Raw genomic sequence first — 21,534 nt, 5'->3', positions numbered from 1 at the left:
GGGGCAGGCACACAGGTGTGGTGTCAGCCGTTGCGCGGGCCGGGGAAGGCGCCCGGGCGCAGGTCCTCGCGCAGGGACGGGCGGTCCGCCGACGGCTGCGGAGGCATCGAGCGCGCGGCCGGAACGGCGGGCAGCGCGACCGCCGCGGGGGAGCCGGGAACCACCGGTACCGGACGCTGCACCGCGGGCTCGTCCACCTCGGCAGCCAACGGCTGAGGGGTGGTGCGCCGTGCGCCGTAGCGGCGGTGGACCGCCTGCTTGGTGACCCCGAGCGCGGAGCCCACTGCGTCCCAGGAGAAGCCCAGCGAACGGTCGAAGTCCACCGCCGCCGTCACCAGGGTCTCGACACTGTCCCGCAGTTCCTGCGCCAGCCTGACGGTGGGGGCCGGGGCCCTGCCGTAGACGACGAAGCCCGCGGACGGGCCGGAGCGGCGCGGACGGTAGACGTTGCCCAGTTGGGCGGTGAGCGTGCGCAGCGCGTCCACCTGCCGCCGGACCCGCTCGATGTCTCGCACCAGAAGATGCAGGCTGGCCCGCGCTTGGGCGTCGTGGGTTGCGTGCTCGGCCATGAAGAAGCCTCTCGAACCGGCGTTGAAAGGGATCGGGCCGCACCGTGGCGGCTCGCTTCGGTCAATCTCTCTTGACCAACGCCTCACCCGGGGATGTGGTCACGCTTCGGGGGCGTATACGCACGTGCGAGGGGCGCGCAACGATGCGTACGCCCCCCGGCCGCCGGGCCCATAGACTGGTGCGTTGCTCGTCACCGTAACGTTTCGGCCTGAGAGGCAGTCAGCCACCCATGAAGCTCGTCTTCGCAGGCACCCCCGAGGTAGCCGTACCCGCACTGGACGCCCTGATCGCCTCCGACCGGCACGAGGTCGCCGCCGTCGTGACCCGGCCCGACGCGCCTGCGGGGCGCGGCCGCCGTCTGGTGGCCAGTCCCGTCGCCGAGCGGGCCGAGGAGTCAGGGATCGAGGTGCTCAAGCCGGCCCGGCCACGGGACGAGGACTTCCTGGCGCGGCTGCGGGAGATCGCACCGGACTGCTGCCCGGTCGTCGCCTACGGGGCACTGCTGCCCAAGACGGCGCTGGAGGTACCCGCCCACGGCTGGGTCAACCTCCACTTCTCGCTGCTCCCGGCCTGGCGCGGCGCCGCACCCGTGCAGCACGCGGTCATGGCGGGCGACGAGGTGACGGGTGCCTCCACCTTCCTGATCGAGGAGGGGCTCGACTCCGGGCCCGTGTACGGCGTCCTCACCGAAGAGGTCCGGCCCACCGACACCAGCGGTGATCTGCTGACCCGGCTGGCGTTCGCCGGAGCCGGTCTGCTCGTCGCGACCATGGACGGCATCGAGGACGGCACCCTGCACGCCGTTCCGCAGCCCGCCGACGGGATCACCCTCGCACCGAAGATCAACGTCGAGGACGCCCAGGTCCAGTGGTCGGCGCCCGCGCTGCGCGTCGACCGGGTGGTCCGCGGCTGCACTCCCGCCCCCGGCGCCTGGACCCTCTTCCGGGGGGAACGGCTCAAGCTGATCCAGGCCGTGCCCGTTCTGGACCGGACCGATCTGGCGCCCGGCGAGTTGTCCGTGGCCAAGAACAACGTCTACGTGGGCACCGGATCGCACGCGATCGAGCTGCTCTGGGTCCAGCCGCAGGGCAAGAAGCCGATGCGTGCCGCGGACTGGGCACGCGGGGTGCGCATCGTCGCGGGCGAGCTCGTGGGGATCTAGCACCTTCCCCGCGGGCTCCGCGCGTGGCGCTCCAGGGCCTTCGGCGCCTCTTGCGGAACGGCGGGGCGGGGCGGGGACGTAGGCTGGGGCAGTTCGTCCTCTCACCATCAGCGGAGCACCTTTCACGTGAACGACCAGCCGCGTCGCCGTCCCGCCACACCGCACCGCCGCCCGCAGAAGGACCCGGTCCGGTTCCTTGCCTTCGAGGCCCTCAGGGCTGTCGACGAACGCGACGCGTACGCCAACCTCGTCCTTCCCCCGCTGTTGAAGAAGGCCCGCGCCAAGGGGGACTTCGACAGCCGGGACGCGGCGCTGGCGACCGAGCTGGTCTATGGAACGCTGCGCCTGCAGGGCACGTACGACGCGATCGTCGCCGCCTGCATCGACCGGCCGCTGCGCGAGGTGGACCCGCCGGTGCTGGACGTGCTGAACATGGGCGTGCACCAGCTGCTCGGCACCCGTATCCCGACCCATGCCGCGGTCTCCGCCAGTGTGGAGCTGGCCCGGGTGGTGCTCGGCGAGGGGCGCGCCAAGTTCGTCAACGCCGTGCTGCGCAAGGTGTCCGCCGACGACCTCGACGGGTGGGTGGCGCGGGTCGCGCCCTCGTACGAGGACGACGCCGAGGACCATCTCGCCATCGTGCACTCGCACCCGCGGTGGGTCGTCTCCGCACTCTGGGACGCCCTCGGCGGCGGGCGCGCCGGCATCGAGGACCTGCTGGAGGCCGACAACGAGCGGCCCGAGGTCACCCTGGTCGCCCGGCCCGGCCGCTCCACCACCGAGGAGCTGCTGGAGGCACTCGGCGAGGAGAACGGACTCCCCGGACGCTGGTCGCCCTACGCCGTGCGGATGGCCGAGGGCGGCGAGCCCGGCGCGCTGACCGCCGTGCAGGAGAGCCGGGCCGGTGTCCAGGACGAGGGCAGCCAGCTCGTCGCCGCCGCCCTCGCCAACGCCCCGCTGGAAGGCCGCGACACCCGCTGGCTCGACGGCTGCGCCGGCCCCGGTGGAAAGGCCGCCCTGCTGGCCGCCCTCGCGGCCGGACGCGGCGCCGCCCTGCTGGCGGCCGAGAAGCAGCCGCACCGGGCCCGCCTCGTCGAGCGTTCCCTGGCCGGCAACCCCGGCCCGTACCAGGTGATCACCGCCGACGGCACCCGCCCGCCCTGGCAGCCCGGCACCTTCGACCGGATCCTGATGGACGTCCCGTGCTCGGGTCTCGGCGCGCTGCGCCGCCGGCCGGAGGCCCGCTGGCGCCGCCGCAAGGAGGACCTGGAGAGCTTCGCGCCGCTCCAGCGCGGTCTGCTCCGCGAGGCGATGAAGGCCGTACGGATCGGTGGCGTCGTCGGATACGCGACCTGCTCCCCGCACCTCGCGGAGACCCGGGTGGTCGTCGAGGACGTGCTCAAGGGCCGCGGTGGGGCGCCGGTCGAGGCCGAGTGGGTGGACGCCCGTGCGCTGATGCCCGGGGTGCCCGCCCTCGGCGACGGACCGGACGTCCAGCTGTGGCCGCATCTGCACGGCACGGACGCGATGTACCTCGCCCTGCTGCGGCGTACCGGCTGATCACACCGGCCGTTCACACCGGCCGACGGAGCCGCCGCCCCCGGACCGGCGGCGAAAAGTCTGGAATGTGCGAACCGTAATGATCCCGTGAGGCTTTGGAGCGCACTGAAGCGGGGAAGTGCCGCAGAACGTGGCAGGCTTGGCCCATGGCCCAGATCAACCCCAGCATTCTCTCCGCCGACTTCGCGCGCCTCGCCGAGGAGGCGCGGGCCGTCGAGGGTGCCGACTGGCTCCATGTCGATGTCATGGACAACCACTTCGTGCCCAATCTGACCCTCGGCGTTCCGATCGTGGAATCGCTCAGCAGGGCCACGGCCACGCCGCTGGACTGCCATCTGATGATCGAGGACGCGGACCGCTGGGCCCCGCAGTACGTCGAGGCGGGGGCGGGATCCGTCACCTTCCACGTGGAGGCCGCGGCCGCCCCCGTGCGGCTGGCGAGGGAGATCCGGGCCAAGGGCGCCCGCGCGTCCATGGCGCTCAAGCCGGCGACGCCCATCGAGCCTTACGAGGACCTGCTCCCCGAGCTCGACATGCTGCTGATCATGACGGTGGAGCCGGGCTTCGGGGGCCAGTCCTTCCTGGACATCATGCTGCCGAAGATCCGCCGCACCCGTGAGCTGATCTCCAGGCACGGTCTCGAACTGTGGCTCCAGGTCGACGGCGGGGTCTCCGAGTCCACCATCGAGCGGTGCGCCGACGCGGGCGCCGATGTCTTCGTCGCGGGCTCCGCCGTGTACGGCGCCAAGGACCCGGCCGCGGCGGTACGGGCCCTGCGCGCCAAGGCCGACGGAGCCATCGCCTCGGCGGAGTGGGCGTGCGGCCACTGACCCGGGCGACGGAGCAGACAGCCGCTTCGGCCCCCGATTGCCGGTCGGCCCGGCCAAGGGCAGATGAACGTGGTCCGACGGGGCCGATCAAGGATCGCCGTATCTGACAGGATGAACGGCGTATCAAGAGCGTGAACAGGAGTGAGGAGAGCGCGGTGTCTGCAATGTCGGCGGGCCGGTCCGCCCTGCGGATGGGGCCCGCGGAGCTGGTGCAGGCGGCGGCCATGGCCCGCCGCTTCTACCTCGAGGGCAAATCCAAGATCCAGATCGCCGAGGAGTTCGGCGTCAGCCGCTTCAAGGTCGCCAGGGTCCTGGAGACCGCGCTGGAGCGTGACCTCGTACGGATCGAGATCCGGGTCCCCGCCGAGCTGGACGCCGAGCGCTCCGACGCGCTCCGCGCCCGCTACGGGCTGCGCCACGCGGTCGTGGTCGAATCCCCCGCCGAGGAGCAGGACGACGCCGCCGACCCGGAGAACCTGGGCGAGGTCGCGGCCGACCTGCTCGGCGAACTGGTGAACGAGGGCGATGTGCTCGGGCTCGCCTGGGGCCGGTCCACCATCCACATGGCGGCGGCCCTGGACCGGCTCCCGCCGTGCACGGTCGTGCAGCTCACCGGGGTGTACGACGCGGGGACCGCCGAGCGCGGCTCGGTCGAGGCGGTCCGGCGGGCCGCCCAGGTGTCCGGTGGCGAGGCCCACCCGATCTACGCGCCGATGCTGCTGCCCGACCCGGCGACGGCCGCCGCGCTGCGCCACCAGACCGGGATCGCCCGCGCCTTCGACTACTTCGACAAGGTGACGGTCGCGGCGGTGTCCATCGGCTCCTGGGAGCCCGGCATCTCCACGGTCCACGACATGCTGTCCGACGAGGAGCGGGAGCACTACGCCTCGCTCGGCGTCGCCGCCGAGATGTCGGCGCACCTCTTCGACTCGGAGGGGCGGCGGGTCGGCCGGGACCTCGGCGAGCGCTGCATCACCGTCGAGGCGGACCGGCTGCGCCGGATTCCCGAGGTGGTGGCGATCGCGGGCGGCCAGCGCAAGGCGGCGGCGATCGGCGCGGTACTGCGGTCCGGACTGGTCACCAGTCTGGTGACGGACACCGCGGCGGCCGACTATCTGCTGACCGACTCGGCCGTGCCGCGCCGGCCCGCGCTGGAGCGGGCCGACCCCGACGGGGAGTGAGCGAAGGGCGCGGGGGCCCGGGCGGTGACACCGCCCGCACCCCCACGCCCTCGATGCTCGCGCCGGCCCGGGTCAGTCCTGCCGCACGCCCAGGACCGTCGCCTCCAGATACTGCGCCGGCTCCTTGTACTGGCTGACGTCGGCAGGGTTGTACCGCGGTGTCTGCCGCGACCAGTCGAGATTGCCACGCATCCAGCTCCGCATCCCGTCCAGATACGGCTCCAGCATCCAGTTGAGCTGCGGGTACGCGGTGAGCAGCTCGTTCTCCGCGGCGAGGAAGCGCTCGGTCTCGGTGGCGATCTCGGTGCAGACGTGGTCGAGCGACTGCTGCTCGCCGTACCCGCGGTGGTGCCGGACCAGATGGACGAGATTGTGGATCTCGCCGAGTACCTGCTCCTTCTCGTACGAGTACACGTCATTGGCCCAGCACACGACGTTGCACGAGGCTTCCAGCGCGGTGATGAACCGGGGGTCGTTGTGGATCGACTCGGGTGCCTCGATACCGGCCACGATCTCTATCAGGTCCATGCAGACATGGATCGCACCCGTGTGGCGGCGCTTCTCGATGTACGTCGCTTCGGGCGGGACCACGTCGTCGGCCCGGTTCCCGGCCTCCCAGGTGGTGGCGGTGGTGAGATACGTCATCAGGTGCCAGGAGAAGCGGCGCCGCCAGTGTGCCGCGGAGGTGGGCATCGTGCGTTCCCACAGATCGGCGAGGGCGACGACAGCGGCCGGCAGTTCCACGTCCGCCGGTGCGCCCGCGCCGTTGACCACGGACTGCATCATGGCGACCACATGGCGTACCCGGTCCGGGCTGCGGCCGAGGTGACCGTCGTCCAGTTGGTCGTCGACGAGAAACAGCCAGACGAACCAGTCGGCGACAAGGTCCAGATTCTCACTGTCGGCGGTCGGGTACACCATGCCTACGAAGGCCCCGAAGTCCGCTTGCTCGAAGCGCTCCCTGGCTGAATCCCGGTGCACCAGGCCGGTGTTGCGGGTCCAGCGGTCGAGATGTTCCCTTACGTGTTCGACGTGCGGGTTCGTACGTCGGGGGAACGGGCAGTAGATGTCCGGCAGTTCGCTCTCCACGGGTGGGTCGTGATCCTCTCCGGTCGTACATATGACGGAAGTTGTGACCATTGCGCCTGTCCACCCGGGGCGCATGGTGACCCGCGGGACCTGCGCGTTTGAAGCTACCTGACTCCCTGTCACCAGGTCCAGAGGGGATGATCGCCAATGATTCGGATGCGATGCGGGTAGGGTCTGTGGGCAAGGCAGGTTCCACTTGCCCGGGACTCCCGACTATGTTCCTCGGAGGAACATACGAACGCGGGAGTCATTTGTTGTGTCTTCGTGGAAACGACCTGCGCCATTTCGTATGAAAAAATGAGTGTTATGCGTTTTCTTGAACCCGGCACCGGTCGATACACGGAGTCCCCCTCGGTCCCGTACGACCTCACGTACGACGACGTCTTCATGGTCCCCGGCCGGTCGGCGGTCGGATCCCGCCAAGGGGTCGACCTGTCCTCGCCCGATGGCACCGGCACCACCATCCCGCTCGTTGTCGCGAATATGACGGCGATCGCGGGCCGCCGGATGGCCGAAACGATCGCCCGTCGCGGCGGGCTCGTCGTCATCCCGCAGGACATTCCGATCGAGGTCGTCACCGATGTGATCACCTGGGTCAAGACGCGCCACCTCGTGCTCGACACGCCCATCGTGCTGGCTCCCGGCCAGACGGTCGCCGACGCGCTGTCCCTGCTGCCCAAGCGCGCCCACGGCGCCGGCGTGGTCGTCGACAGCGACCACCGGCCCGTCGGCGTGGTCACCGACCACGACCTGACCGGCGTCGATCGCTTCACCCAGCTCTCCGAGGTCATGTCCAGGGACCTGGTGCTGCTCGACGCGGACATCGACCCGCGCGACGCGTTCAACAAGCTCGACGGCGCCAACCGCAAGCTGGCTCCCGCGGTCGACGCGCAGGGCCGTCTCGTCGGCATACTCACCCGGAAGGCGGCACTGCGCGCGACGCTCTACACCCCCGCCACCGACGCGGGCGGCAAGCTGCGGATCGCCGCCGCCGTCGGCATCAACGGTGACGTGGCCGGCAAGGCCAAGCAGCTCCTCGACGCCGGCGCCGACACGCTGGTCGTCGACACCGCGCACGGCCACCAGGAGTCCATGATCAGTGCGGTCCGCGCGGTCCGGGCACTGGACCCGAAGGTGCCGATCGTCGCGGGCAACATCGTCGCCGCCGAGGGAGTGCGTGACCTCATCGAGGCCGGCGCGGACATCATCAAGGTCGGTGTCGGGCCCGGCGCCATGTGCACCACCCGGATGATGACCGGCGTGGGCCGGCCGCAGTTCTCCGCGGTCCTGGAGTGCGCCGCCGAGGCGAAGAAGTACGGCAAGCACGTCTGGGCGGACGGTGGCGTCCGCCACCCGCGCGATGTCGCCATGGCGCTCGCCGCGGGCGCGTCCAACGTGATGATCGGTTCCTGGTTCGCCGGGACGTACGAGTCGCCCGGCGACCTCCAGCAGTCCGCCGACGGCCGCTTCTACAAGGAGTCCTTCGGCATGGCGTCCGCGCGCGCCGTGAAGAACCGCACCTCCGACGAGTCGTCGTACGACCGGGCCCGCAAGGCGCTCTTCGAGGAGGGCATCTCCACCTCGCGGATGTTCCTGGACCCGTCCCGTCCCGGCGTCGAGGACCTGGTCGACTCGATCATCGCGGGCGTCCGCTCCTCCTGCACCTACGCCGGTGCGGCCTCCCTCGCGGAGTTCGCCGAGAAGGCGGTCGTCGGTGTGCAGAGCGCCGCCGGATACGCGGAGGGCAAGCCGCTGCACGCCAGCTGGAGTTGATTGCGAGTCACCGCACCATCCGTGCCCCTTCAGGCCGTTCGCGCCGGAAGGGGCACGGTGCGTTCGGGGGGGCTCGCGCGGGCTGTTCCAGGTGTCCGGATCCGGGTGCTCGTGCAAGCTTTCACACTTTCCAACTCAGTTGAAAACTAAGTAACATGAATCTCCATCAGCTGCCCTCTCTCTCCGGTAAGGGATCTCATGTCCTTCTTCACCGACCTGGCCCATCAGTACATCGACGGCGAGTGGAGGCCGGGCAAGGGGTCCTGGGACATCATCGATTTCAACCCCTTCAACGGCGAGAAGCTCGCCTCGATCACGGTCGCCACGGCCGACGAGGTGGACCTCGCGTACCGGGCCGCCGAGACCGCTCAGCAGGCGTGGGGCGACACCAACGCGTACGCCCGGCGTGCCGTGCTGGAGAAGGCGCTGCGGATCGTCGAGGACCGGGAGGCGGAGATCGGTGACGCGATCGTCGCGGAGCTCGGTGGCACGCGTCTGAAGGCGGCCTTCGAACTGCATCTGGCCAAGGAGTTCCTGCGCGAGTCGATCCAGCTCGCCCTGCGCTCCACGGGGCAGATCCTGCCCTCGCCGACCGAGGGCAAGGAAAACCGGGTCTACCGGGTGCCCGTCGGTGTGGTGGGCGTCATCAGCCCGTTCAACTTCCCCTTCCTGCTGTCGCTGAAGTCGGTCGCCCCCGCCCTGGCGCTCGGCAACGCCGTGGTGCTCAAGCCGCACCAGAACACGCCGATCTGCGGCGGCACCCTGGTGGCGAAGGTGTTCGAGGACGCCGGGCTGCCCGCCGGACTCCTGAACGTGGTGGTCACCGACATCGCCGAGATCGGTGACGCACTGCTGGAGCACCCCGTTCCGCAGGTCATCTCCTTCACCGGTTCGGACAAGGTCGGCAGGCACGTCGCGACCGTGTGCGCGGCGAACCTCAAGCGTTCCGTGCTCGAACTCGGCGGCAACAGCGCGCTCATCGTGCTGGACGACGCCGATGTGGACTACGCGGTCGACGCGGCGGTGTTCAGCCGTTACGTGCACCAGGGGCAGGTCTGCATGGCCGCCAACCGGATTCTGGTCGACCGTTCGGTGGAGCAGGAGTTCACCGAGAAGTTCGTGGCCAAGGTCGCCTCGCTGCGGGTCGGTGACCCGGCCGACCCGGCGACCCAGATCGGTCCGCTGATCAACTCCACCCAGGCCGAGGCGATCGCCGCGCTCGTCGACCAGACCGTGGAGGCCGGTGCGACCGCACTGCTGCACGGGCGGGCCGACGGCAACCTCGTCAGCCCCTCGGTACTGACCGGTCTGGCGGCCGACTCGCCGGTGCTGTCCCAGGAGATCTTCGGCCCGGTCGCGCTCCTCGTGCCGTTCGACGGCGAGGACGAGGCCGTCCGGATCGCCAACGACACCCCGTACGGGCTGAGCGGCGCGGTGCACACCGGAAACATCGAGCGCGGTGTCCGGGTCGGACAGCGGATCCGTACCGGCATGATCCACATCAACGACGGCACCGTCCACGACGAGCCGATCGTTCCCTTCGGTGGCGAGAAGAGCTCCGGACTCGGACGGCTGAACGGCGACTCGATGCTCGACGCCTTCACCACCCAGAAGTGGATCTCCGTGCAGCACGGGCGCTCGCAGTTCCCGTTCTGACCCTGCTCCACCTGCGGTGAGCGCGCCCTGCGGGGCGGGCCCATGGTCTACTTCGGGGGCGGCACCGCCGCCCCCGAACCGGCCGTCGCCATGGCCGTCACCTAGCCCTTGCCATGGTCATCGCAGAGAAGTGATCCGTACGACGTGCGACTGAACGACCTCGACGAACGCATCGTCCACGCTCTCGCCGAAGATGCCCGCCGTTCCTACGCCGACATCGGCTCGATCATCGGGCTGTCCGCGCCCGCGGTGAAGCGCCGGGTGGACAGGCTGCGCGCCGAGGGCGCGATCACAGGGTTCACCGTGCGGGTGGATCCGGCGGCGCTCGGCTGGGCGACCGAGGGATTCATCGAGATCTACTGCAGCCGCAACACCTCGCCGGAGTCCATCAAGCATGGTCTTGCCCGGTTCCCGGAGGTCGCGTCCGCGTCCACGGTGACCGGGGACGCCGACGCGATCGTCCAGGTGTTCGCGGCGGACATGCGGCATTTCGAGGAAGTGCTGGAGCGGATCGCGGGCGAGCCGTACGTGGAGCGGACGAAGTCCGTGCTGGTGCTCTCGCCGCTGTTGCGGCGGTACTCGTCGGGATCGCCGGGGTAGCGGTGCGGCGTCGCCGCCTAGCGGTGCGGCGTCGCCGCCGCGAAGGCCGCGCGCCGGCCGGTGACGGTGCGCGGGCCGGGCCCCGCGGCGACCGATCGTCCTCGGACACCGGACGGGCTGGACTCGGCCGGTGCGGGTGCGCCCGGGAGACCTGGGTCACGTTGTTGACCTGCGGGAACCCGGGGCGCAATGAATCGTCGCGTACACCCGGTCGGACGCAATGGATCGACGGTCGGTGCGCAACGGTCGCGCCTTGTCCGGGGTCGATCGCGGACCGTACCGTCAGTACGTCCCCGCACCGCCCGCACCGCCCGAGGTCTGCCATGCCGCCGTTGCGTACCGCCCTGCTCCAGAGCTCCGGATGCCCGGGCTCGGTGGCCCGGAACATCGAGGTGCTCGAAGACGCCGCACAGCGCGCCGCCACCGGCGGGGCCAGGCTGCTCGTCTGTCCCGAGCTGTTCCTGACCGGGTACGCGATCGGGGACGACGTACCCCGGCTGGCCGAGGCCGCCGACGGGCCCGCCGCGCAGGCCGTCGCCGAGATCGCCGCACGGCACCGGCTCGCGATTCACTACGGCTACCCGGAGCGCGACGGCGACGCCCTGTACAACGCCGCGCAGCTCATCGGGCCCGACGGGACCGCGCTCGCCAACTACCGCAAGACCCACCTCTTCGGGGACTTCGAGGAGCGGTGGTTCACCCCCGGTGACCGGCCGGTCGTCCAGGCCGAGCTCGACGGGGTCCGCATCGGCCTCCTGACCTGCTACGACGTCGAGTTCCCGGAGAACGTACGGGCGCACGCCCTCGCCGGCACCGATCTGCTGCTGGTTCCCACGGCGCTGATGCACCCCTTCCCGTTCGTCGCCGAGTCGGTCGTCCCGGTCCGCGCCTTCGAGAGCCAGCTGTACGTGGCCTACGTCAACCGGACCGGTCCGGAAGGCGAGTTCGAGTTCGTCGGGCTGAGCTGCCTGGCCGGTCCCGACGGCACGGTCCGTGCCCGCGCGGGACGCGGCGAGGAGCTTCTCCTCGGGGACGTCGACCCGGACCTCCTGACCGCGTCCCGGGCCGGCAACCCGTATCTGCGGGACCGCCGCCCCGGTCTGTACGGCTCCCTCGTCTGAGCCCGCCGCCCCGCTCACACACCGTCCCCGCAAGGAGTCCGTACCCCATGACGTCCACGGTGCCCACCGCCGTCCAGCACACCGAGGCAGCCCCGCCGATCACCATGTTCGGGCCGGACTTCCCGTACGCGTACGACGACTTCCTCGCGCACCCCGCCGGGATCGGACAGATCCCGGCGACCGAGCACGGCAGCGAGGTGGCGGTCATCGGCGGAGGACTCTCCGGGATCATCACGGCCTACGAGCTGATGAAGATGGGGCTCAGGCCCGTCCTCTACGAGGCCGACCGGATCGGCGGACGGCTGCGCACGGTCGAGTTCGACGGCTGCACGGTGGACGGGCAGCCGCTCACCGCGGAGATGGGCGCCATGCGCTTCCCGCCGTCCTCGACCGCGCTCCAGCACTACATCGACCTGGTCGAACTGGAGACGAAACCGTTCCCCAACCCGCTCTCCCCGGCCACCCCGTCGACCGTCGTCGACCTCAAGGGCGAGTCGCACTACGCCCGGACCGTCGACGATCTTCCGCAGATCTACCGGGATGTGATGGACGCCTGGAACAGCTGTCTGGAGGAGGGCGCCGACTTCTCCGACATGAACCGCGCGATGCGTGAGCGCGACGTGCCGCGGATCCGGGAGATCTGGGCCCGGCTCGTCGAGAAGCTCGACAACCAGACCTTCTACGGGTTCCTCTGCGACTCCGACGCCTTCAAGTCGTTCCGGCACCGCGAGGTCTTCGGCCAGGTCGGCTTCGGCACCGGCGGCTGGGACACCGACTTCCCCAACTCCATCCTGGAGATCCTGCGCGTCGTCTACACCGAGGCGGACGACCACCACCGCTCCATCGTCGGCGGCAGCCAGCAGCTTCCGCTGCGCCTCTGGGAACGCGAACCGCAGAAGATCATCCACTGGCCGCTCGGCACCTCGCTGGCCTCGCTGCACGACGGGCAGCCGCGTCCCGCGGTGACCCGGCTGAACCGCACCGCGGGCAACAGGATCACCGTCACCGACGCCTCCGGCGACATCCGCACCTTCCGGGCTGCCGTCTTCACCGGGCAGTCCTGGCTGCTGCTCTCCAAGATCGCCTGCGACGACGCGCTCTTCCCGATCGACCACTGGACGGCGATGGAGCGCACCCACTACATGGAGTCCTCCAAGCTGTTCGTCCCCGTCGACCGGCCGTTCTGGCTGGACAAGGCCGTCGACGGCAACGGGGAACCGACCGGCCGGGACACCATGTCGATGACGCTCACCGACCGGATGACGCGCGGCACGTACCTTCTCGACGACGGACCGGACAAGCCGGCCAGCATCTGCCTCTCGTACACCTGGTGCGACGACAGCCTGAAGTGGCTGCCGCTCTCGGCGACCGAGCGCATGGACGTGATGCTGAAGTCGCTCGGCGAGATCTATCCGGGCGTCGACATCAGAAAGCACATCATCGGCAACCCGGTGACGGTCTCCTGGGAGAACGAGCCCTGTTTCATGGGTGCGTTCAAGGCCAATCTGCCCGGCCACTACCGCTACCAGCGGCGGCTCTTCACCCACTTCATGCAGGACCGGCTGCCCGCCGACAAGCGGGGTCTGTTCCTGGCGGGCGACGACATCTCCTGGACGGCCGGCTGGGCCGAGGGGGCCGTACAGACCGCACTGAACGCCGTCTGGGGCGTGATGTCCCAGTTCGGCGGTGCGACCGACGCGGCCAACCCCGGCCCGGGCGACGTCTTCGACGCGATCGCCCCGGTCGAACTCCCGGAGGACTGAGCGGGACTACGCGGGCCGGCAGACGCTGCGCTGCCGGCCCAGGCCGGAGATCTCGGCCTCCATCACGTCGTCCGGGCCCAGATACGGGAAGCGGCCGGACAGGGCCACGCCCTGCGGGGTACCCGTGTTGATGATGTCGCCGGGCTCCAGCACCAGGTACTGCGACAGATGGTGCACCAGATGCGCCACGCTGAAGATCATGTCCGCGGTGGAGGAGTCCTGCCGGGGCTCACCGTTGACATGGCTGGTCAGCCGCAGCTGCTGCGGGTCACCGACCTCGTCGGCCGTCACCAGGACCGGGCCCAGCGGGTTGAAGGTGGCGCAGCTCTTGCCCTTGGACCACTGGCCGCCCGACTGCTCCAGCTGGAAGGCGCGCTCGGAGACGTCGTTGCTCACCGCGTATCCCGCGATGTGCGCGGCGGCGTCCACGGGGGAGTCCAGGTAGGAGGCGCGACGGCCGATGACGACGGCCAGCTCCACCTCCCAGTCGGTCTTCTTCGAGCCCCGCGGGATGAGGACGTCGTCGTACGGGCCGACGACCGTGTTCGGGGACTTGTGGAAGAGAATCGGCTGCTCGGGCGGCGCGGCACCGGACTCCGCCGCGTGGGCCGCGCAGTTCTGGCCGATGCACAGCAGCGCGGAGGGCCGGGCCACCGGGGCGCCGATTGAGCCGCTCTTCGAGTGCGGCCTCATCGGTGAACATGCCTGGCTATCCCTTGGTGCGACGGCTGCTGGTGGCGGCGGGGCGCACCATGACGGCCGAACAGTGCGCCTGGTCCCTGCTGTTCACCGGGACGCCCGGCGTCTACCGGAGCTCGGGTTGGCGGGAGTTCGCCGGCACGTACACCGAGGGGACGCTCGTCCCCTCCTCCGCCGGTTCCTGCGCCGCCGGGGCGTTCCGGGTCCGGGGCGCCACCGAGCGGGACGCCGTGGAGGTGGCCGCGCTGCACCACGCGTACAACGCGAAGCGGCCGCTCAGCTCGCTGCGTGCTCCCGAGGACTGGGCGGTGCGCGTCCCCGCCTGGTACGGCGCGCTCGACCGGTCGCTCGTGGCGGAGGACCCCGTATCCGGCGCGCTCGTCGGCTGGGTGGCGGCCGGGTACGAGGGGGACTGCGTGGAGGTGCGCGAGCTCGCGGGTGCGGCCGGGTGCCTGGGGGCGCTGTTGGCCGCCGTCGGTTCCCGGGGCCGGGCGGCGGGACTGACCCGGGCCCGGGTCCGGCTCTCCGCCACTCCCGGCGTGCGGGCCGCGCTCCCCGCCCTGCTGGCGGAGGCCCGGCAGATGACGGAGCACGTGGGGATGGCCCGTCCGCTGCACGCCACGGCCGAGTCCGTGCGGGCCACGGTCACGGCGCCCGGCGCGGTCCACTGGTACGGCGACTGCTTCTGAACCGGCGGGCTCCTGACAGCCCGCTCGAAGTCGTCGCAGACCTTCGGGCCGACCCCGCCGACACCGACTGGCCACGCCATGGGCATCGAACCGGGGCGTCGCCGTCAAGCACCCGAGTAGTAGAGGTGCTCGGGCCTGCCGCTCTCCCCATACCGCAGGGTGAGCTGTAACGTGCCGTTCTCCGCGAGAAACTTGAGGTATCGCTGCGCGGTGGAGCGGCTGACCCTCGCGCGTTCGGACACTTCCTGAGCGGAGATGTGCCGCTCGGCGCCGTATTCCCCTACGATGCGCGAGACCAGCGCGGCCGTGCGGTCCGAGAAGCCCTTGGGTATGGCGTGCCTGTTCTCCGGCGTGCGCAGCGCGCCGACCATGCGGTCGATGCCGGCCTGATCCATTTCGGCGCCGTCGTCGACGGTGGAGCGCAGCTGTGCGTACGCCTCCAGTCTGCCGCGCAGGCCCTCGCTGGTGAACGGTTTCACCAGGTAGTGCAGTACGCCGGCGCGCAGCGCCTCGCGCACGGAGGTGGGGCGGCAGTCGGCGGTGACCATGATGACGTCGATGTCGTGCCCCTGACGGCGCAGTCGACGGGTCAGCGACAGGCCGCTCTCGTTGGGCAGGTGCTGGTCGAGGAGGACCAGGTCGATGCCGCCGCGCTCGACGGCGGCGAGTGCCGGGGCGGCGCTGTGTGCGATGCCCGTGACCCGGAAGCCGGGCACCTCGGAGACGTAATGGGCATTGATCTTGGCCACGTAGAAGTCGTCGTCGACGACCAGGACATCGATCACGGCGCGCTTCTCCCGATGTCGTACAGCAGCGGCATCCGTACGGTGAACACTGCGCCGCCGCCGTCACGGTCGGCCACCTCGACCGTGCCGCCGTACGCCCCGGCGATGTCCCGTACCAGCGCGAGCCCTTCGCCCCGCGGCCGTACGCCGGTGCGTCGCTTCGTCGAGAAGCCCCGGGCGAAGATCAGCTCGCGCAGGTCCGGTGAGACGCCGGTGCCGTTGTCGGTGACGCCGAGCTCGACGCCGCAGCCGGTGTCGCGGAAGGACACCTCGACCCGTGGGTCGGGAGTGCCGAAGCAGGCCACGGCGTCCATGGCGTTGTCGATGAGGTTGCCGAGCACGGTGGCGATCTCGCCGGCCCGTTCGGGATGGCCGCTGAGAGAGGACCCCGAACCCAGGCGCAGCGCGATGTCGCGCTCCCCGGCGGCCAGGGTCTTGCCCACCAACTGGGCTCGGATCAGCGGGTCTTGGACCCGCCTGATGACATCCGAGACCTTGGCGAGCGGGATGCCGGGGGAAGCGGCGAGCAGCTCGGGGCGCTTCTCGGCGTGCCGGGCGAGTTCCATCAGGCCATGCAGCGTGTGCAGTGCGTTGCGCCGCTCGTGGCGTCGGATGCGAGCGTCGGCGAGATAGCGGCCGTCACCCGGGGCGTCCAGCAGCGCATGCTCCAGGGATACCAGGGCGGCGTCTTCGCGGCCGTCGGGGAGGAGCTCCGTACCTTCGCTCCGGCCTCCGGGGAGGAGCGCCGTACTGAGATCTGGGCCGCGTCGTGCGGCTTGTGCCTGTGGGACGGTCGGAAGAAGGTGATGGATCACAGGGAGCAGCTTTCTTGTGGTGTCGGCAGCTGGTGAGGCGAACATGCCATTGCATCCAGAAGGGTGTCGTATCGGCAAGACCGGAATGGTAAAGAGGTCGTTCGGTGCGTCCATGAGGACCGACCGGGTAACTCCTTCTGAAACCCCGCAAGTTGGACCAGTATGTGGGTGTTTTGTACGTGTGTGGATGGCTGGGGTCGGTCGGACGATCCGGCCGTAGGCGGGCTTGGGCGACCGCGATCGGGCATGTGGGATGCGGCGACTTCCGCATCGGTCCCCGGACGTGGTGCGGATGTGCGGCAAACGGGCGGCGGTGTGGCCCGCGGGTGCGGTGACGAGGCTTCGGCACCTTGTTGGGATTTACGAGATAAACGAAGTCTTCGGGGTCAAGTCGGTTTGTGGTGACAACGGTTGTCCGTTCACACCCGTCATCTAGCCTCTGTAGCCAGTGCCGCGGTGCCTCTTGCCTGCCGCGAGTCCAGAGAGCCAGGCATTCCCGCGGGGGAGACGGGCGGCGAGAGGGGAAACCCCCAAGTCCCGAAGGGAATTCACAGGGACGACCGCGACAGGAAACGATCCGTGCTGACCCGTATTCTCCCCCCGCCCGGCCCCGTCCGGCTGCTCACCGTCATCACCATGGTGATGAGCCTGGGGCAAGGGCTGTGGATGGCGATCAACGCGATCTACGCGGTGACGATGGTCCACCTCACCGCGGGTCAACTCGGCGTCAGTCTCGGCATATCGGCCGCGCTCGTCCTCATGTCCAGCATCCCGCTCGGCCATCTCGCCGACCGGACCGGGCCGCGCTCCGTGCAGATGTGGTCGTTCCTGTCGCTGGCGCCGCTGACCGCGGGGCTGCTGTTCGTCCACGGATTCTGGTCGTACCTCCTGGTCACCTCGGTGCAGGGGCTGGCGTACCGGGCGGCCAACAACGCCCGCAAGGCGATGATCGCGGCCAACGTCCCGCAGAAGAACCGGGCGCACGTCATGGCGTACATCCGCGCCGCCCTCAACGCGACGATGGCGATCGGCGCCTGCCTCTCCGGCCTCGTCCTGGCCTGGGGCGAACGCATCGGGTACCAGGGCGCCGTCCTGTTCACCGCGCTCTGCTTCCTCGTCACCGGCCTGCTCACCGTGAAGGAGGCGCCGGTGCCTCCGGTTCCGGCCTCGGCGGGCGCGGCCTTCGCGGTACTGCGCGACGTACCGTTCCTGATGTTCACCGCCCTGGACGGGCTGCTCGTCACCCACGCACTGCTCCTCGACCTCGTCCTGCCGCTGTGGGTCATCCACCACACCGACGCCCCGCGCTGGATGAGCGCGGTCATCCTCCTCATCAACACCGCCTTCGTGGTGGCCTTCCAGACCAGGGCCGCCCGGGGCACCGGCGACCTCAGATCCGCCTCCTGGGCGAGCCTGCAGGGCGCCGGCTGCGTCGCGGTCGCGTGCCTGGTGTTCGCCCTGACCAGCAGTACGGGGGTGATCGCGGCCGTGGGGCTGCTGGTGGTCGGCGCCCTGCTGCACGCGCTCGGCGAGATCCGCCAGGCCGCCGGCAGCTGGACCATCACCTTCGACCTCGCGCCCGACCACGCCCAGGGCCAGTACCAGGGCACGTACAAGATGGGCGGAGACATCGGCAAGATGTTCGCCCCCGCCCTCTTCGCCTGGCTGATCATCGACCACGGCACGATCGGCTGGATCGTCCTCGGCGTGTCGTACGCCGTCCTGGGCGCCGCCATGCCGGCCGTCGTGGCCCGCGGGGTACGCAGCCGGGCCGCCGCGGAGCCCGCCCAGGCCACTGCCTGAGGCCCGCCGGTCCCGTACCCCCCCCGCCACCGCAGTACGCACCACCAGAGACAGCGAGGCCCGCCCATGATCTGCACCATTGCCCCCCGGAGCGTGAACCTCCAAGGCGTCTGCCTGGTGGACGAGATGCACGGCTGGGCCGTCGGCGACGGAGGCATGATCCTCACCACCGCTGACGGGGGCTCCCGCTGGCACACGCAGGGGGACACCGACAAGGACCTGCGCATGGTCTGCTTCGCCGATACCGAGCGCGGCTGGATAGCCGGCCGGGACGGCACGATCCTGCACACCACGGACGGCGGCCGCACCTGGGAGCGCCGCTCCACCGGCACCGACCGCAACCTCTACGGCGTCTCCTTCGAGCCGTCGGGCCGCACCGGCTGGGCGGTCGGCGACAGCGGCACCATCCTCGTCTCCACCGACGGGGGTCTCGGCTGGCAGCCGCAGCACTCCGACGACACCCGCTTCACGCGCTGCTTCGCGCTGGACGACCGGACCGCCTGGATCATCGGGAAGCACGGGGCCATCCACGCCACCACCGACGGCGGCAGGACCTGGACGGTGCAGCGGAGCGGCACCGAGAACGACCTGCGCGGCATCTACGCCGTCTCGCGCGAGCTGTGCTGGGCGGCCGGCCGGATGGGCACCCTGCTGCGCTCCGAGGACGGCGGCGCCACCTGGATCCGCGAGGACGCCGGGACCGGCCTCGACCTGTACGGGCTGTGGGCGGCACCGGACGGCCGGGAGGTCCGCACCTCCGGCGACGACGGCGCGGTCCTCGCCTCCCACGACGGCGGCCGCACCTGGGCGCCGCAGCACAGCGGCACCGCCGCGGACGTGGTCTCGCTCGCGCTGATGCCGGACGCGCGGCACGGCTGGATGGTCGGTGACTGCGGCCTGATCCTGGCCACGGGCGACGGCGGCGAGACCTGGAGCCCGCAACTCGACGGCATGCACAAGGACCTGACCAGTGTGTACGGATCCGGCTCCGCCCGCTGGGCGATGGGCCGGGACGGTCTGCTGGCGGCCAGCGCGGACGGCGGCGCCACCTGGCAGGTGGGCGGGACCGGGACCGGCGAACTGATCTGGGACGTCGTCTTCCTGGCGGACGCCCGACGCGGCTGGGCGGTGGCCGACACGGGCGCGATCCTCGCGACCGAGGACGGCGGGGTGAGCTGGACCCGCCAGGATGCCGTCGGACGGCCCCTGTACGCCGTGCACTTCGAGGACGAGCGCGGCTGGGCGGCCGGTGACGGCGGCACGGTCCTGCGGACCGAGGACGGCGGCCGCACCTGGCACCCGGCCGCCACCCCCACCGAACTGCCCCTCCTGAGCGTCGCCTTCGCCCCCGAGGGCAAGCAGGGCTGGGCGGTCGGCGCCGAGGGCACGGTCCTCGCCACCGACGACGGCGGCGCCACCTGGACCAGGCAGGACACCCCGACCCGGCAGACCCTGACCCATGTCCACGCCGGCACCGACGGCGCCGCCCGTGTCGTCGGCGGCGCCGGCACCGTACTGACCACGAAAGACGCCGGCGTCACCTGGCAGGCGCAGGACGCCGGGGTCGAAGTCCCGCTCCGGGGCGTCGCGTTCACCGATGCCGGCGAGCACGGCTGGGCGGTCGGCGACGGCGGCACGGTCCTGGCCACCGAGGACGGCGGCGCGAGCTGGACCCGCCGGGCCGCCGGCGTCGTGGACAACCTGAAGGCGGTCTGGGCGGCACCCGACGGCAGCCAGGTGTACGCGGTCGGCGACGGCAGTTCAGTGATCGCCACCACGGACCGCGGCGCGACCTGGTCCTCGCGCGTCGCCGGCACCGGCCGCAACCTGTACGGAGCCCACCTCTTCCCCGGCGGCCGGGACGGCTGGGTGGTCGGCGACGGCGGTACGGTACTGGCCCGCCGGGACGGGGCCCGCTGGGCGCCGCAGCCGAGCGGCACCGCGGCGAACCTCTACTCGGTCTCGCCGGCCGACCGCTCGACCGCATGGGCCGTGGGCCGGGCCGGCACCATCCTGGTGACCAGGGACGCGGGGACGACCTGGGCGCGACAGGCCGGCGGCAGCACCAAGGACCTCATCGAAGTCCACGTACGCCCGGACGCGTTGACGGCCTGGGCGGTCGGCGACGGCGGTACCGTCCTCGCCACCACCGACGGCGGCGCCACCTGGACCCACCAGACCAGCCCCCACCAGGACTGCGGCCTGTGGGCGGTCGACTTCGCGGACGGGGCCACGGGCTGGGCGGTGGGCACGGGCGGCACGGTCTTCGCCACCACCGACGGCGGCGCCACCTGGACCAGCCAGGACAGCGGCGGCGAGGACGACCTGATCGACGTGCACGCGGTGGACCCGCGGACGGCGTGGGCGGTCGGCCACAAGGGCGTCGTCGCGCACACCCGGGACGGCGGCGCCACCTGGCGGCGGATCAGCGGCCCGACCCGACAGAACCTCACCGCCGTGCACTTCACCCCGGACGGCCGGACCGGCATGGCGGTGGGCCGCAGCGACACAGCCGTACTGACCCTCGACGGGGGCCTGACCTGGACCCTGACGGCCACAGGCGCGGGAGTGTCCCTCTGGAACGTCCGGGTCCTCTCGCCCGAGGCCCTCTGGATCATCGGCGACGAGGGCACCATACTGTCGACCGCTGACGGCGGCACCACCTGGGAGCAGCACTTCTACAGCCCGGAGAAAGACACATGACGAACATCGATGCATTCAAGGACGTACCCACCACGACCCTGGCGGACCTGCTGGGCCGCGAGCAGGTCATGGACACCGGCATCCGCCCGCTGTGGGACTCGCCGCGGATCGCGGGCCCGGCGTACACGGTGAAGTGCGCACCCGGGGACAACCTGATGCTGCACGCCGCCATCTACCGCGCCGATCCCGGTTCGGTGATCGTCGTCGAGTCGGGCGACACGGACCACGCCCTGGCCGGCGGCAATGTGTGCGCCGTCGCCCAGCGCCGGGGCATCGTGGGTTTCGTCGTGGACGGCGTGATCAGGGATCTGGCGGAGGTCAGAGACGCCGGCTTCCCGGTCTTCTCGCGGGGTGTGATCCCGATCCCCGGCGCGAAGAAGAAGCTGGGCACCCTGGGTGAGCCGGCCCGGGTCGGCGGTGTGCTCATCCACGCCGGCGACATCGTGGTCGCCGACGAGGAGGGCGTGGTCGTCACACCGTCGGCCAAGGCCTCCGGCACCCTGTCCGGCGCCCGGGCCAAGCTGGCCAAGGAGGCGGACGAGACCCTGGACGCCTGGGAGGCGAACCACCGTGCGCGCATCGAGAAGGCGCTGAGCGAACAGGGCTTCACCGACTGAATTCCCTTCGGTCCATGTCCATGTGAGCGAGTGGCCGACGGTCTCCGGACCGTCGGCCACTCGCTCTTTCCATGGAATTCGCTGCCCCGCGGTCGGATCGCACAGCGATTGAGCACAA

18 protein-coding genes are annotated in these 21,534 nt (G+C 70.9%); 13 read left to right on the top strand and 5 right to left on the bottom strand.

What is annotated here, in order from left to right; translation table 11 throughout:
• Positions 1 to 23: 23 nt before the first annotated feature.
• Positions 24 to 569 carry a hypothetical protein gene (locus FHX80_RS01240; RefSeq protein WP_145762387.1) on the bottom strand — a complete coding sequence of 182 codons (546 nt, stop codon included), beginning with the start codon at positions 567 to 569 and terminating at the stop codon, positions 24 to 26.
• A 230-nt stretch (positions 570 to 799) separates the two neighbouring features.
• Between FHX80_RS01240 and fmt the strand changes: the two genes are divergently transcribed.
• From fmt to FHX80_RS01220, 4 genes are all read left to right on the top strand, one after another.
• Positions 800 to 1,732 (top strand): methionyl-tRNA formyltransferase, encoded by a 933-nt coding sequence (gene fmt / locus FHX80_RS01235; protein WP_145762386.1) that lies wholly within the window; start codon positions 800 to 802, stop codon positions 1,730 to 1,732.
• A gap of 126 nt (positions 1,733 to 1,858) precedes the next feature.
• Positions 1,859 to 3,292: an RsmB/NOP family class I SAM-dependent RNA methyltransferase gene (locus tag FHX80_RS01230; RefSeq protein WP_145762385.1), complete on the top strand. Its 1,434-nt coding sequence runs from the start codon at positions 1,859 to 1,861 to the stop codon at positions 3,290 to 3,292.
• Between the two features lie 146 nt (positions 3,293 to 3,438).
• On the top strand, positions 3,439 to 4,122 hold the full coding sequence (gene rpe / locus FHX80_RS01225) for a ribulose-phosphate 3-epimerase (RefSeq protein ID WP_145762384.1): 684 nt from the start codon (positions 3,439 to 3,441) through the stop codon (positions 4,120 to 4,122).
• A 164-nt stretch (positions 4,123 to 4,286) separates the two neighbouring features.
• Complete coding sequence (locus FHX80_RS01220) at positions 4,287 to 5,303, top strand: sugar-binding transcriptional regulator (protein ID WP_145767017.1); 1,017 nt, start codon at positions 4,287 to 4,289, stop codon at positions 5,301 to 5,303.
• A gap of 72 nt (positions 5,304 to 5,375) precedes the next feature.
• Here FHX80_RS01220 and FHX80_RS01215 read toward each other — a convergent pair whose 3' ends face one another.
• Complete coding sequence (locus tag FHX80_RS01215) at positions 5,376 to 6,392, bottom strand: terpene synthase family protein (protein WP_145762383.1); 1,017 nt, start codon at positions 6,390 to 6,392, stop codon at positions 5,376 to 5,378.
• Positions 6,393 to 6,698: 306 nt separating this feature from the next.
• Here FHX80_RS01215 and FHX80_RS01210 point away from each other — a divergent pair, with 306 nt between their 5' ends.
• From FHX80_RS01210 to FHX80_RS01190, 5 genes are all read left to right on the top strand, one after another.
• On the top strand, positions 6,699 to 8,165 hold the full coding sequence (locus FHX80_RS01210; protein ID WP_145762382.1) for a GuaB1 family IMP dehydrogenase-related protein: 1,467 nt from the start codon (positions 6,699 to 6,701) through the stop codon (positions 8,163 to 8,165).
• Positions 8,166 to 8,363: 198 nt separating this feature from the next.
• Complete coding sequence (locus tag FHX80_RS01205; RefSeq protein ID WP_145762381.1) at positions 8,364 to 9,821, top strand: aldehyde dehydrogenase family protein; 1,458 nt, start codon at positions 8,364 to 8,366, stop codon at positions 9,819 to 9,821.
• A gap of 144 nt (positions 9,822 to 9,965) precedes the next feature.
• Positions 9,966 to 10,421, top strand: coding sequence for an Lrp/AsnC family transcriptional regulator (locus FHX80_RS01200; protein ID WP_145762380.1), 456 nt, complete (start codon positions 9,966 to 9,968; stop codon positions 10,419 to 10,421).
• A 323-nt stretch (positions 10,422 to 10,744) separates the two neighbouring features.
• Positions 10,745 to 11,542, top strand: coding sequence for a carbon-nitrogen hydrolase family protein (locus FHX80_RS01195; RefSeq protein WP_145762379.1), 798 nt, complete (start codon positions 10,745 to 10,747; stop codon positions 11,540 to 11,542).
• A gap of 47 nt (positions 11,543 to 11,589) precedes the next feature.
• The gene (locus FHX80_RS01190) at positions 11,590 to 13,305 is read left to right on the top strand and encodes a flavin monoamine oxidase family protein (RefSeq protein WP_145762378.1); all 1,716 of its coding nucleotides are present in this window, start codon (positions 11,590 to 11,592) and stop codon (positions 13,303 to 13,305) included.
• Between the two features lie 6 nt (positions 13,306 to 13,311).
• Here the strand turns inward: FHX80_RS01190 and FHX80_RS01185 are convergent, their stop codons facing one another.
• Positions 13,312 to 13,998: a fumarylacetoacetate hydrolase family protein gene (locus FHX80_RS01185; protein WP_145762377.1), complete on the bottom strand. Its 687-nt coding sequence runs from the start codon at positions 13,996 to 13,998 to the stop codon at positions 13,312 to 13,314.
• A gap of 8 nt (positions 13,999 to 14,006) precedes the next feature.
• Here FHX80_RS01185 and FHX80_RS01180 point away from each other — a divergent pair, with 8 nt between their 5' ends.
• Positions 14,007 to 14,693: a GNAT family N-acetyltransferase gene (locus tag FHX80_RS01180; RefSeq protein WP_145762376.1), complete on the top strand. Its 687-nt coding sequence runs from the start codon at positions 14,007 to 14,009 to the stop codon at positions 14,691 to 14,693.
• Between the two features lie 104 nt (positions 14,694 to 14,797).
• On the opposite strand, the gene FHX80_RS01175 is transcribed toward FHX80_RS01180, so the two are convergent.
• Both FHX80_RS01175 and FHX80_RS01170 read right to left on the bottom strand, forming a co-directional pair.
• Positions 14,798 to 15,478, bottom strand: a complete 681-nt coding sequence (locus FHX80_RS01175; protein ID WP_145762375.1) for a response regulator — start codon at positions 15,476 to 15,478, stop codon at positions 14,798 to 14,800.
• Positions 15,475 to 16,293, bottom strand: coding sequence for a sensor histidine kinase (locus FHX80_RS01170; RefSeq protein ID WP_167523344.1), 819 nt, complete (start codon positions 16,291 to 16,293; stop codon positions 15,475 to 15,477). The genes FHX80_RS01175 and FHX80_RS01170 overlap by 4 nt, the downstream gene beginning before the upstream one ends.
• Positions 16,294 to 16,872: 579 nt before the next feature.
• On the opposite strand from FHX80_RS01170, the gene FHX80_RS01165 reads away from it, so the two are divergent.
• The 3 genes from FHX80_RS01165 (at position 16,873) to FHX80_RS01155 (ending at position 21,416) form a co-directional block, all read left to right on the top strand.
• A complete protein-coding gene (locus FHX80_RS01165) occupies positions 16,873 to 18,096 on the top strand; it encodes an MFS transporter (RefSeq protein WP_145762373.1) in 1,224 nt (407 codons plus the stop codon).
• Positions 18,097 to 18,162: 66 nt separating this feature from the next.
• Positions 18,163 to 20,799, top strand: a complete 2,637-nt coding sequence (locus tag FHX80_RS01160) for a WD40/YVTN/BNR-like repeat-containing protein (RefSeq protein ID WP_145762372.1) — start codon at positions 18,163 to 18,165, stop codon at positions 20,797 to 20,799.
• Complete coding sequence (locus FHX80_RS01155; protein ID WP_145762371.1) at positions 20,796 to 21,416, top strand: RraA family protein; 621 nt, start codon at positions 20,796 to 20,798, stop codon at positions 21,414 to 21,416. Before FHX80_RS01160 ends, FHX80_RS01155 begins: the two co-directional genes overlap by 4 nt.
• Positions 21,417 to 21,534 lie beyond the last annotated feature (118 nt).

The sequence above is a fragment of the Streptomyces brevispora genome (assembly GCF_007829885.1).
In the GTDB taxonomy this organism is placed as follows: domain Bacteria; phylum Actinomycetota; class Actinomycetes; order Streptomycetales; family Streptomycetaceae; genus Streptomyces; species Streptomyces brevispora.
Note: the sequence above shows the minus strand (reverse complement) of the source record. Positions and strands in the feature narration are given on the sequence as shown.

What these genes read in the sequence shown, in the direction of transcription:
- FHX80_RS01210 (WP_145762382.1), top strand. Translation starts at nt 6,699, where the DNA reads ATGCGTTTTCTTGAACCCGGCACCGGTCGATACACGGAGTCCCCCTCG.
- FHX80_RS01195 (WP_145762379.1), top strand. Translation starts at nt 10,745, where the DNA reads ATGCCGCCGTTGCGTACCGCCCTGCTCCAGAGCTCCGGATGCCCGGGC.
- FHX80_RS01205 (WP_145762381.1), top strand. Translation starts at nt 8,364, where the DNA reads ATGTCCTTCTTCACCGACCTGGCCCATCAGTACATCGACGGCGAGTGG.
- fmt (WP_145762386.1), top strand. Translation starts at nt 800, where the DNA reads ATGAAGCTCGTCTTCGCAGGCACCCCCGAGGTAGCCGTACCCGCACTG.
- FHX80_RS01240 (WP_145762387.1), bottom strand. Translation starts at nt 569, where the DNA reads ATGGCCGAGCACGCAACCCACGACGCCCAAGCGCGGGCCAGCCTGCAT.
- FHX80_RS01185 (WP_145762377.1), bottom strand. Translation starts at nt 13,998, where the DNA reads ATGAGGCCGCACTCGAAGAGCGGCTCAATCGGCGCCCCGGTGGCCCGG.
- FHX80_RS01180 (WP_145762376.1), top strand. Translation starts at nt 14,007, where the DNA reads ATGCCTGGCTATCCCTTGGTGCGACGGCTGCTGGTGGCGGCGGGGCGC.
- FHX80_RS01155 (WP_145762371.1), top strand. Translation starts at nt 20,796, where the DNA reads ATGACGAACATCGATGCATTCAAGGACGTACCCACCACGACCCTGGCG.
- FHX80_RS01220 (WP_145767017.1), top strand. Translation starts at nt 4,287, where the DNA reads ATGTCGGCGGGCCGGTCCGCCCTGCGGATGGGGCCCGCGGAGCTGGTG.
- FHX80_RS01190 (WP_145762378.1), top strand. Translation starts at nt 11,590, where the DNA reads ATGACGTCCACGGTGCCCACCGCCGTCCAGCACACCGAGGCAGCCCCG.
- FHX80_RS01160 (WP_145762372.1), top strand. Translation starts at nt 18,163, where the DNA reads ATGATCTGCACCATTGCCCCCCGGAGCGTGAACCTCCAAGGCGTCTGC.
- rpe (WP_145762384.1), top strand. Translation starts at nt 3,439, where the DNA reads ATGGCCCAGATCAACCCCAGCATTCTCTCCGCCGACTTCGCGCGCCTC.